The 11,832-nt window shown below is 28.4% G+C and carries 11 protein-coding genes; all 11 read left to right on the forward strand.

The window, feature by feature from the left end; all coding sequences use genetic code 11:
* The first annotated feature begins 212 nt into the window (after window positions 1-212).
* The 11 genes from ACYUE0_RS09385 (at window position 213) to cbiE (ending at window position 11,823) form a co-directional block, all read left to right on the forward strand.
* Window positions 213-1,715, forward strand: a complete 1,503-nt coding sequence (locus ACYUE0_RS09385; RefSeq protein ID WP_460270322.1) for a cobyric acid synthase — start codon at window positions 213-215, stop codon at window positions 1,713-1,715.
* A 248-nt stretch (window positions 1,716-1,963) separates the two neighbouring features.
* Window positions 1,964-2,941, forward strand: a complete 978-nt coding sequence (gene cbiB, locus ACYUE0_RS09390; protein WP_061994542.1) for an adenosylcobinamide-phosphate synthase CbiB — start codon at window positions 1,964-1,966, stop codon at window positions 2,939-2,941.
* Between the two features lie 38 nt (window positions 2,942-2,979).
* A complete protein-coding gene (locus ACYUE0_RS09395) occupies window positions 2,980-4,065 on the forward strand; it encodes a pyridoxal phosphate-dependent aminotransferase (protein ID WP_460270324.1) in 1,086 nt (361 codons plus the stop codon).
* 25 nt (window positions 4,066-4,090) lie between these two features.
* Entirely contained in the window at window positions 4,091-4,732 is a 642-nt protein-coding gene (locus tag ACYUE0_RS09400) for an NAD(P)-dependent oxidoreductase (RefSeq protein ID WP_460270326.1), read from the forward strand.
* Entirely contained in the window at window positions 4,701-5,576 is an 876-nt protein-coding gene (gene hemC / locus ACYUE0_RS09405; protein ID WP_162266732.1) for a hydroxymethylbilane synthase, read from the forward strand. Before ACYUE0_RS09400 ends, hemC begins: the two co-directional genes overlap by 32 nt.
* 32 nt (window positions 5,577-5,608) lie before the next feature.
* Complete coding sequence (gene cobA, locus ACYUE0_RS09410) at window positions 5,609-7,075, forward strand: uroporphyrinogen-III C-methyltransferase (RefSeq protein ID WP_460270328.1); 1,467 nt, start codon at window positions 5,609-5,611, stop codon at window positions 7,073-7,075.
* A 34-nt stretch (window positions 7,076-7,109) separates the two neighbouring features.
* Window positions 7,110-8,078 carry a porphobilinogen synthase gene (gene hemB / locus ACYUE0_RS09415; RefSeq protein ID WP_010296464.1) on the forward strand — a complete coding sequence of 323 codons (969 nt, stop codon included), beginning with the start codon at window positions 7,110-7,112 and terminating at the stop codon, window positions 8,076-8,078.
* A 14-nt stretch (window positions 8,079-8,092) separates the two neighbouring features.
* A complete protein-coding gene (locus tag ACYUE0_RS09420) occupies window positions 8,093-9,418 on the forward strand; it encodes a cobyrinate a,c-diamide synthase (protein WP_460270330.1) in 1,326 nt (441 codons plus the stop codon).
* Between the two features lie 64 nt (window positions 9,419-9,482).
* Entirely contained in the window at window positions 9,483-10,109 is a 627-nt protein-coding gene (locus tag ACYUE0_RS09425; RefSeq protein WP_010296461.1) for a precorrin-8X methylmutase, read from the forward strand.
* A 10-nt stretch (window positions 10,110-10,119) separates the two neighbouring features.
* Window positions 10,120-11,217 carry a cobalt-precorrin-5B (C(1))-methyltransferase CbiD gene (gene cbiD / locus ACYUE0_RS09430; RefSeq protein ID WP_061994535.1) on the forward strand — a complete coding sequence of 366 codons (1,098 nt, stop codon included), beginning with the start codon at window positions 10,120-10,122 and terminating at the stop codon, window positions 11,215-11,217.
* Between the two features lie 3 nt (window positions 11,218-11,220).
* Entirely contained in the window at window positions 11,221-11,823 is a 603-nt protein-coding gene (gene cbiE, locus ACYUE0_RS09435; RefSeq protein WP_460270332.1) for a precorrin-6y C5,15-methyltransferase (decarboxylating) subunit CbiE, read from the forward strand.
* The last annotated feature ends 9 nt before the right edge of the window (window positions 11,824-11,832 follow it).

Consider the following 11,832-nt stretch of genomic DNA (forward strand, 5'->3'; position numbering starts at 1 on the left):
GAGGGAAAGGACTATTTATTTTGTTTAAATTTCAAATAGTTTATTTACAACAAATAGATGCACCCTTTCAGGTGCATCTATTTTTATTTTGTGATTTTTAAGAAAATTCAATATGAAATTTAAATTATAAATTATAGTTTTTTCAATTAATTGAAACTATATATTATATTTTGATTTTAGAAATAATTGTAGTTGGAAAGGGTGTTTTTAAGATGGCAAAAATAATGGTACAAGGAACAGCGTCTTCTGTTGGAAAAAGTATTTTAGTTACGGCACTTTGTAGGATATTTACTCAAGATGGGTATAAGGTGTGTCCTTACAAGGCACAGAATATGTCTTTAAACTCGTACATAACATTAGATGGAAAGGAAATGGGGAGAGCGCAAGTACTTCAAGCGTATGCATCAGGATTAGAACCAGAAGCATATATGAATCCTATTTTGTTAAAACCAACTAGTGATCAAAAGTGTCAAATAATTGTTAATGGTGAAGTTTATGGAAATAGCTCTGCTATGGAATATCATAATCTTAAATTAAAATTTAGAGATATGTTAAAAAATCAATTTGATGAATTAGAAAAAAAGTTTGACATAATTGTTATGGAAGGTGCAGGAAGTCCAGCAGAGATTAACTTAAGAGACAGAGATATAGTTAATATGGGAATGGCAGAACTTGTAGATGCTCCTGTAATCTTAGTTGGAGATATTGATAAAGGTGGAGTATTTGCATCTTTAGTGGGAACATTAATGCTTTTAGAAGATAATGAGAAAGAAAGAGTTAAAGGAACTGTAATTAATAAATTTAGAGGTGACGTAGATATATTAAAACCAGGAATAGATATGCTTGAAGATATATCTAAAAAACAATGCTTGGGGGTTGTTCCACATTTTACATTAGCTTTAGAAGATGAAGATGGTGCAGTAGAATTAAATAAAAATATTACAGATAAAATAGATATAGCAGTTATAAAACTTCCAAGAGTATCTAATTTTACTGATTTAGATGCACTTAAAATTGAAGAAGATGTTTCCGTTAGATATATAACATCTTTAGAAGAATTTAAAAATCCTGATTTGTTAATTATACCAGGTACAAAAAATACCATAGAGGACTTAAATGTTCTAAAAACAAGTGGATTATTTGACAAAATAAAAGAATATAGTAAAAAAGGAAATGTTATAGGTATATGTGGTGGATACCAAATGCTAGGCAAAAAAATAAAAGATCCATATAAAGTTGAAAGTAATAATTTAGAAACAGAAGGGTTAGGTCTTTTAGATATTGAAACAGTTTTTGAAAATAAAAAAGTAACTACTAGGGTAGAAGGAACTGTAATCAATAAAGATTTATTTAATACAACAAAAGAAGATATAAATGTTTATGGATATGAAATTCATATGGGAGTATCAGAATTAGGCGAAAATGCAGATCCATTATTTAGAATAACAAAAGAAAATGGTGAAAAATGTGATCATATTGATGGCGTTATTAATAAAGAAAGAACTGTAATAGGAACTTATCTTCATGGAGTATTTGATAATATAGATTTTAGAGAAGTTATAATTAATGAATTAAGAAGTAAAAAAGGCATAGAATGCAAAAAAGCACAACCATATGAAAATCTTAGAGAAAAAGAGCTTGATAGACTAGCTGATTTAGTAAGAAGTTCTTTAGATATGGATAAAGTATACGAAATAGTTGGTTTAAAAAAATAGGAACTGATTACTCATTTTAAACTGTTCTTAAAGAATATGATATTTAAACGTATTCTTAAATTAAAATAATCAGTGCTTAGGAATTAAGAATTAAGAAATTATTACTTGTATGTTATGAATTTTAAATATATAAATAGATATTACACAAAACATTTAGAATCATCAAAAAATGAGTTGTAAGGGTTAATCTTAATTCTTAATTAACCTAAGAAAATTATATAGAATTATTTTTCTAGGGAGGTGAAAATATGTTTAATTTTGATTTGAAACAAAATATTATATATATATTTATAGCTATAATTATAGATTTTATATTAGGAGATCCAAATTGGATTCCACACCCAATAATTTATATAGGAAAACTTATAAATATTATTGAAAAAAAACTTAGAAGTAAATTTGAAAATAATTATAAATTAAAAAGAGCAGGAGCATTAATGGTAGTTATAGTTTGTATGTTGACTTACTGTATACCATATATATTATTAAGATTTGCACTTATAAATAAAGTTATTTTTCACATATTAAATGTAATAATAATTTGGACGACTATTGCAGCTAAAAGTTTAGATAATGCAGCAATGGAAGTATATAATTCATTAAAAAAAGAGGACATAGAAGATGCAAGAGTAAAACTTTCTTACATAGTTGGTAGAGATACAAAGGAACTAGCAGCCCATGAGATAATAAGAGCAGATGTAGAAACTGTTGCTGAAAATGCATCTGATGGAATAATAGCACCTATATTTTATGCGCTTATTGGAGGGGCACCGCTTGCAATGATGTATAAAGGTGTAAACACAATGGACTCTATGGTAGGATATTTAAATGAAAAATATAAAAATATAGGATTTTTTCCTGCTAATGTAGATGATATATTTAATTATATTCCGGCTAGAATAACAGGGGTTCTTATGTGTTTATCTGCTTTTGTAGTAAATGGAAGTATAACAGAAAGTTTCAAAATAATGATAAGAGATAGAAAAAATCATAAAAGTCCCAACTGTGCATATCCAGAAGCTGCTACAGCAGGAGCTTTAAAAGTTCAATTAGGTGGAACAAATGTGTATTTCGGACAAGTCACTTATAAACCAACCATCGGTGATGATATAACAAAGTTAGATTATAAACATATAAAAAAGTCAGTTAAACTTATGTATGCAAGTGAGATTTTATTTGTTTTAATAATGATTTTAGCTTTAATAATATATAGAAGTTTAATTTAATAAACTAATGATAAATTGACAAAGGTGAGGTGTTACTTTTGAAACATGGAGGAGACATATATAGTGATGGAATATTAAAGGGGAAAAAATTAATAGATTTTAGTTCTAATATAAATCCTTTAGGGGTTCCAAATTCAATTATAAACAATATTAGTGAAGCAGTAGATATGCTTAATGTATATCCAGATATAAAATATAGAATTTTAAAAGATAACATAATAGATTATGTAAGTGAATCATATGAGTATTTTGGAATGGAAAAAAGAGAAATTAAAGTGACACATGATAATGTATTATTAGGAAATGGAGCATCAGAAATTTTAGATTTAGCTATAGGAGCTTTAAAGTCTATAACAATAATAGTTCCATCATTTGTTGAATATGAAGATAATGCAATAAAACATGGTGTAGATATAAAGTATTCATATCTAAAAGAAGACTTTACATATGATTATGAGGATATATTAGATAAGGTTAAAGGTAGTGAAGGATTAATAATAGGTAATCCGAATAATCCTAATGGATGTGTAATTGATAAAGAAAAATTTAAAACTATTTTAAATTACTGTGAATTAAATAATAAAATAATTTTAATAGATGAGGCATTTATTGAATTCACATTAAATTTAAATTTAAGTTTTGTAGATTTAATTAATAAGTATAAATGTTTAGTAATCATACGAGCTATAACAAAATTTTATGGGTTACCAGGAGTGAGGTTTGGTTTTGCATTGACTACAAATGAAAAAATCATAAATTATTTTAACCTTATGCAAAATCCATGGAATATAAACTGTTTTGCAGAAGTAGCAGTTAAATATGGCTTAAAAGATAAAAAATACATATTAGAGTCTATAGATTGGATAAAAATAGAAAGAAAATTAATGTTAGAAGAATTAGAGAAAACAAAATTTGTAAATAGGGTGTATAATACTTATGGAAACTACATATTACTTAAATTAAAAGATATAAATTGTCATAAATTTTATGAAAAATTAAAAGAAAAAGGGATAATAATTAGGAAATGTGATAATTATAAAGGCTTAAATGAAGAATTTGTGAGAGTTGCAATAAAAGATAGAAAATTAAATTTAAAGCTATTAGAAGCTATAAATAGTTTGTAAATTACAAAAAAATAAGGTGATGTTGTTGAAAGGTAATGTAGCATATTTGTCACTTAGAACAAACAGCTTAAAGGTATTAATAATAGGTGGAGGTAAGGCCGGTTTTATAAAACTGAAATCTTTTACAGAGAAGGGCGCTAGTGTAAAAGTAGTATCTAAAGAGTTTTGTAAAGATATTATAAATTACAATAGCGAAAAAAACTTTGAACTAAGCAATGAAGAGTATAATGATGAGTTAATAAATAAGGCCCATATAGTAGTTATAGCTACTGGAGATAAAGAATTAAATGACAAAATAAGGCATGATTGTGAGGAGAACTTTAAGTTTTATATAGATACTACAGAAGTTAGTAAAAGTCTTTGTACGATGCCAGTTATAGGTGAGACAGAAAATATGACTTTTGCCCTTCAAACTAAAGGAAAAAGTCCTAAAACAACTTTATTTATGAAGGATATATTAAGGGAAAAATTAATGGAGTATGACAATTATATAGAATTTACTGTAAAAATAAGAAATTCTATAAAAGATATAAACAAGAAAAAGGAAGTTATGAATTTTATAGCTTCAAAGGACTTTTTATATTTTTTCAACAAAGGATATGGAGAAGAAATTTTAAATTTATTTTATGGAGGTAATAACCTTGAAATTAGCAACAAGAAAAAGTAAATTGGCACAGGTACAAACAGAATATGTAATGGAGCTCTTAGAAAAAAAACATGGGATAAAAAGTGAAAAAGTGCTAACGGATACTTTAGGTGACAGAAGATTAGATGTAACTTTAGATAAAATAGGGGGAAAGGGTTTATTTATAAAAGAACTAGAAGTTTTGATGATTGAAAGACTTGCAGATGCAGCAGTACATAGTATGAAGGACATGCCTTATGAATTACCAGAAGGATTTGAAATAGCAGCTACACCGTGTCGTGAAGATGTTAGAGATGCTTTTGTGTCTTTAAAAGGTGTTAAATTTAAAGATTTAAAAATAGGAGCTAGAGTTGGAACTAGTAGCAAAAGAAGGGCAACTCAATTAAAAATATTAAGACCAGATATTGATATAGTGCCTATAAGGGGAAATGTTCAAACAAGAATAGAAAAAATAGAAAAAGAAAATTTGGACGGTATTATATTAGCAGCTGCAGGGCTTAAAAGATTAGGAATGGAAAATATAATAACAGATTATTTTGATCCAAATGATATGGTTCCAGCTGTAGCACAAGGAGCTTTAGCCATAGAGATAGCTAAGAATTTAGATAATAAAGAAGTATTTACTTCTTTAAATGATGAAAACGTAAGAATTTGTGTTGATGCAGAAAGAAGCTTTATGAAAGCACTAAAAGGGGATTGTCATTCAACAATAGGTGCATATGCAAAAATCTGTGATAGCAAATTGAAAGTCATAGGTGTATATGAGGTTAATGAAAAATTAGTAAAAAGAAAAGTAGAAGGTAATATAGAAGATAATATAAAACTTGGTGAAGAATTAGCAAAATTAATTTTAGAAGACAGATAGAAAGTCCTATCTTAATAATAGGAGGAGAAGCAATGAGTAAAGTATATTTAATTGGTGCAGGGCCTGGACATGAAGAACTTATAACATTAAGAGCTGTAAATGTTTTAAAAAATTGTAGTGCAATAATGTATGATAGACTTTGTGGGGAAAGCTTTTTGAAATATGTAAATAGTGACGCAAAGATTTATTATTGTGGAAAAGAGCCGGGATGTCACTATAAAACACAAGAAGAAATAAATGATATGATAGTGTCACTTGCTAAAAAAGGTCATACAGTAGGAAGAGTAAAAGGTGGAGATCCATATATATTTGGCCGTGGTGGAGAAGAAGCACTTAGACTTTTAGAAGAAGATATAGAATTTGAAGTAGTTCCTGGTGTGACATCACCAATATCTGTTTTAAACTATGGTGGAATTCCTGTTACTCATAGAGGCATTGCAAGAGGATTTCATATATTTACTGCTAAAAGCAAAGATAATATGGATTTAGATTTTCCTGTTATATCTAGGTTAAAAGGTACATTGATATTTATGATGGGTTTTGAAAAATTAGGTTTGATTACTAATAACCTAATTGAAAATGGAATGGATAAAAATACTCCATGTGCTGTAGTGATGAGGGGTACAACATCAAAACAAAAAAAGGCAGTAGGAACATTAGAAAATATAAAAGAGAAAGCTCTAGAAAATGGACTTGCAAATCCAAGTATAATTGTTGTTGGTGATGTTGTTAAATTCCATGATAAGCTTAATTGGTTTGAGAGAAAACCACTATTTGGAAAAAATATTTGTATAACAAGAACTAAGAATCAAAGTAGAGAAATACGAGAAAAACTTGTAGATTTAGGTGGAGAAGTAACAGAAATAAATTCAATAAAAATTAAGCCAACTAGTGAAAAATTAACTCCATACATAGAAAAATTAAGTCACTATGACTACGTCGTAATAACAAGTGCAAATGCAGCTAATATTTTCTTTAACTATCTAATAGAAAAAGAAATAGATATAAGAAATATAAAAGCGAAATTCATAACTATTGGACCAGCTAGCGATAAAGCTATAAGAAAATTTGGAGTAGTTCCAATTTTATGTGCTAAAGAATATGTTGCAGAAAATCTTTTTGAACATATGAAGGAGTTTATAAAAGAAAATGACAAAATACTTCTTCCAAGATCTAAAAAAGCAAGAACATTTTTAGTAGAGGCATTAGAAAGTAAAGGATGTATAGTAGATGAGTGTCATATATATGAACCAGAACTTGGGGATGCTGTTGGTTTAAATAGATTTAAAGAATGTGATGTAGTAGTATTTACAAGTCCAAGCACCGTAATTAATATGATAGAACTTGTAAGTATTGAAGAAATAAGAAATAAGACTGTATTATCTATAGGACCTATAACTTCAGTAGAACTTAATAAAAACAATATAGAACATATTGTATGTGATAAAAGTAGTAATGATGGAATGATAGATAAACTTATAGAAATATATAACAAATAAGATCCAAGAATAAAAAACATAAGGAGTGTTTTAAATGTTAACAGGGTTAAGAAGATTAAGAGAAAATGATGCAATAAGATCAATGGTTAGAGAAACTATCTTAAATACAAATGATTTCATATTCCCTATATTTGCAGTTGAAGGTGAAAATATAAAAGAAGAAATTTCATCATTAAAAGGGAATTATCATTGGTCTTTAGATAGATTACCAGAAATAATTGAGGAAGTTAAAAAAGCAAAAGTAAGAGGTGTTATAGTTTTTGGAATTCCAGATCATAAAGATGAAGTTGGAACTTCTGCTTTTGAGGAAAATGGAATTGTTCAAAGAGCAGTTAGAAAAATAAAAGAATTAGATAAAAATTTATTTGTAATTACCGATGTATGCATGTGCCAATATACAAGCCATGGACATTGTGGAATTATAGAAGGTGAAAGAGTAGTTAATGATAAATCAGTAGAAATTATTTCTAAAATAGCTTTATCTCATGCAAAAGCAGGAGCTGATATGGTAGCACCTTCTGATATGATGGATGGAAGAATTGGTGCTATAAGAGATATTTTAGATGCTAATGGATTTGATTATGTTTCAATAATGGCATATAGTGCTAAATATTGTTCAGCAATGTATGGCCCATTTAGAGCAGCAGCTAATTCATCACCACAATTTGGTGATAGAAAAACTTATCAAATGGATCCAGCAAATGGTCGTGAAGCATTAAGAGAAATAGAAGCAGATATAATAGAAGGTGCTGATATTATAATGGTTAAACCAGCGATGATTTATTTAGATGTAGTAAAGGCAGCATACGATACTTTTAACATTCCAATAGCTGCATACAATGTAAGTGGTGAATATGCAATGATAAAATGTGCAAGTGAAAATGGATTATTAGATGAAAGAGCATCAGCCCTTGAAATGTTAACTTCTATAAAAAGAGCAGGTGCAAAACTGATAATAACATATTATGCAATTCAAGCTTCTCAATGGCTAAATGAAAATTAGTGAGTGTGATTTTTATGAAAGGTATAGTATTAGCTTCTAATTGTAGTGGTGGTGGAAAAACCACTACTACACTTGGAATAATGAAAGCACTAATGAAAAAAGGTTATGATGTTCAAGGGTACAAAGTGGGACCAGATTATATTGATTCAGCTTTTCACAAGCACATAACGAAAAAACCAAGTAGAAATTTAGATTTATTTTTAATGGGTGAAGAAGGTGTAAAAGCTTCTTTTTCTAGAGGTATTGGAGATGTTGCTATAGTTGAAGGAGTTATGGGTCTTTATGATGGTAAAGGAATAAACAGTGAGTTTTCAACAGCGCACGTAGCTAAAGTTTTAAACTTACCGATAATTTTAATTTTAAGTCCAAAAGCTCAAAGTGCTACTTTAGCAGCAGAAATACAAGGTATTTTAAATTATAAAGATGAGTTTATCAAAAATACTAACATAAAAGGTGTAATTTTAAATAATATAGCACCAGGATATTATAATCTTTTAAAAACCATAATAGAAACCCATTGTAAAATAAAAGTTTATGGATATATTCCGAAGGATAAAGAGTTAACATTAGAATCTAGACATTTAGGTTTAGTTCAATGTAGCGAAACTGATGATATAGATTATAAAATTGATAAGTGTAGTAACCATATATTAGAAAATATAAATATAAATAGTCTCATGGCTGATTTAAAGCAGTGTGATACATATGATGATAAATATCATGTGAAAAATAGGAACTTTAACATAGCAGTAGCGAAGGATGAAGCCTTTAGTTTTTATTATAGAGAGAATCTAGAGCTACTACAGGAGTGTGGAAACATAATATATTTTAGTCCATTGAAGGATAAGAGATTACCACAAAATATAGACTTTATATATATAGGTGGAGGGTATCCTGAAGTTTTTGGAAAAGAACTTTGTGACAATATTACTATGAGAAATTCTATAAAAGATGCATTAGAAAAGGGTTTGAAATGTTATGCAGAATGTGGAGGACTTATGTATCTTACTGAAGGAATAGAAGATTTAAATGGGAATTACTATGAAATGGTTGGTTTCTTTAAAGGAAAAACTGAAATGACAACAAGACTTCAAAATTTTGGATATTGTACTAATGAAATAGATGGCTTGAAAAAATCTATAAACGGACATGAGTTTCATAAATCAAAAGTTAGTTTAAATGAAAAAACAGTTTATAATGTTACCAAAAGTGGATTTGATGGAAAAATAAAAAAATGGACTTGTGGATATTTAAAAAAGAATACTTTAGCAGGTTACTGTCATACACATTTCTTTTCTAATATGGATTTTTTGAATTTTTTAATGGAAAATGATAATTAACAAATAAATTATATTAAAAACATAAAGTTTATTAAAAAATTAGGTGAAGTGAGGAATATAGATTATGAGAGATTACGTGAAAAGTCCTATGGGAATAGAAGAAAAAAGTTTTGAGATAATTGGAGAAGAAATGGCTCCACATAATTTTACAGAAGAACAATTAAAAGTAGTAAAAAGAGTTATACATACAACAGCAGATTTTGATTATCAAAATATAATACATTTTAGTGAGGATGCTATAAACAAAGCTAAGTCAATATTAAAAGAAGGAAAGATGATTTATACAGATACTAATATGGCATTATCAGGAATAAGTAAGCCTGCATTAAAAAAATTGAATTGTAACGTAGAATGTTTTGTAGCTAGAGAAGATGTTAAATTAGAGGCAAAAGAAAAAGGAATAACACGTTCAATGGCAGGTGTAGAGAAAGCTGTAGAAGAAGGGGTAGAATTCTTTGTCTTTGGAAATGCACCAACAGCTATATTTAAACTTTTAGAACTTGTTGATGCAGGAAAAGTAAAACCAAAGTTTGTTGTAGGTGCACCAGTTGGATTTGTAGGAGCTAAAGAAAGTAAAGAACTTTTAGAAAAATATGATATACCTTATATAACTATTAGAGGAAGAAAAGGTGGAAGTGCAGTAGCCGCTTCAATTATGAATGCAATAATGTATATGATGGTTGAAAGATAGAAGGAATATTATGTTAGATTTATACGTAGAAGCAAATGGTAAAAAGTTAAGGTGTGGATATACTACCGGATCTTGTGCTACAGCGGCAGCTAAAGCAGCAACTAAGATGCTTTATGATATAGAAAGACAAATTATTGAGAATATAGAAATAATAACTCCAAAGGGAATTAAGCTTTCATTAGACATCCATGATGTAAAATTTGGAAATGATTTTGTTGAGTGTTCTGTCATCAAAGACGGTGGAGATGATATAGATGTTACCAATGGAATTAAAATTTTTGCAAGAGCAACTAAAAAAGAACATGGATATAAACTAAAAGGCGGAAAAGGTGTAGGAAAGGTAATGGGAGAAGGGCTTTATATAAAAAAAGGAGAACCTGCAATAAACCCTGTACCAAGAACTATGATAGAAAAAGAAGTAAAAGCGGTACTTCCAGAAAATGTTGGAGTTGAGATAACTATATTTATACCTAAAGGAGAAGAAATAGCAAAGAAAACTTTTAATCCAAGATTGAATATAGTTGGAGGGATATCTGTTCTAGGAACTACAGGAATAGTAATGCCTATGTCGGAAGATGCCCTTATTGAATCAGTAAAGTTAGAGATAAATCAAAAGGTTGAAAGTGGAAGCAGTGAACTTATATTATTGTTTGGTAATATGGGGGAAGATTTTGCTAAAAAGTTTAATTTAAGCACTAAGGATATGGTTATTATGTCTAACTATGTTGGGAAGGCTTTAGAAACTGTTGTAGCTAAAAAAATTAAGAAAGTAACAATAGTAGGGCATATAGGTAAGTTATGCAAAATCGCTAGTGGTGCATTTAATACACATAGTAGGGTATGTGATGTAAGGTTAGAGACTTTAGCTTTAGAACTTGCTCTTATGGGCTATGATAAAGAATTAGTAACTAATGTATATAATGAAAAAACCACAGAAGGTGCTGTTGAACTTTTAGGTGATGGTTTTGAAAATCTATATGAAAGTATAGGAAATAAAGTTATAAAACGAATGGAAATGTATACATATGGTGAGGTTAAAGTAGATGCAATAATGTATTCTATGAAAAGAGGAGTATTATTTAGTTCCTTAAAAGAAAGTAGGGAGTAGAGTATGGTTTATATAGTTGGTCTTGGACCAGGAAATAAAGATTATATATTACCAGTAGCAACCCAAACTATGGGAAAATGTGATGTTATATTAGGGTTTAGTAGAGCTATTGAAAGTATTGATCATATAAAAAAAGAAAAAATGCCATTAAATAGTTTAAATTCCATACTAGAATATATTGATAAAAATAAAGAAAAAGAAATATCAATAATTGCATCAGGAGATCCTTGCTTTTATGGAATAACAAACTATATAAAGAAAAATTTTAATGGAGAAATAAGAGTCATACCAGGAATAAGTTCGTTTCAGTACTTTATGTCCAAACTTTGCAAATGTTGGAATGGGGTTCATTTAGGAAGTCTACATGGTAGAGAAGAAGAATTTCTAACAACTATAGAAGAAAAAGGATCAGGAATATTTCTTACAGATAAAAATAATTCACCTAAAAAGTTATGTAAATTACTATATGAAAATAATTTTGAAAGTAAGGTATATATAGGGGAAAATTTATCATATGAAGATGAACAGATCTTTCAAGGTGAACCAAAAGAATTCATAAATGTAGAATTTAATGGAATTTCCATTATATATATAGAGAAAATTTAAAATTATTAT

The sequence above is a fragment of the Clostridium sp. CTA-19 genome, from assembly GCF_054767855.1.

Excerpts from the sequence above, each read along its gene's own strand:
- ACYUE0_RS09385 (WP_460270322.1), top strand. The coding sequence starts at position 213 with ATGGCAAAAATAATGGTACAAGGAACAGCGTCTTCTGTTGGAAAAAGT.
- cbiB (WP_061994542.1), top strand. The coding sequence starts at position 1,964 with ATGTTTAATTTTGATTTGAAACAAAATATTATATATATATTTATAGCT.
- cobA (WP_460270328.1), top strand. The coding sequence starts at position 5,609 with ATGAGTAAAGTATATTTAATTGGTGCAGGGCCTGGACATGAAGAACTT.
- hemB (WP_010296464.1), top strand. The coding sequence starts at position 7,110 with ATGTTAACAGGGTTAAGAAGATTAAGAGAAAATGATGCAATAAGATCA.
- ACYUE0_RS09420 (WP_460270330.1), top strand. The coding sequence starts at position 8,093 with ATGAAAGGTATAGTATTAGCTTCTAATTGTAGTGGTGGTGGAAAAACC.
- ACYUE0_RS09425 (WP_010296461.1), top strand. The coding sequence starts at position 9,483 with ATGAGAGATTACGTGAAAAGTCCTATGGGAATAGAAGAAAAAAGTTTT.
- cbiD (WP_061994535.1), top strand. The coding sequence starts at position 10,120 with ATGTTAGATTTATACGTAGAAGCAAATGGTAAAAAGTTAAGGTGTGGA.
- cbiE (WP_460270332.1), top strand. The coding sequence starts at position 11,221 with ATGGTTTATATAGTTGGTCTTGGACCAGGAAATAAAGATTATATATTA.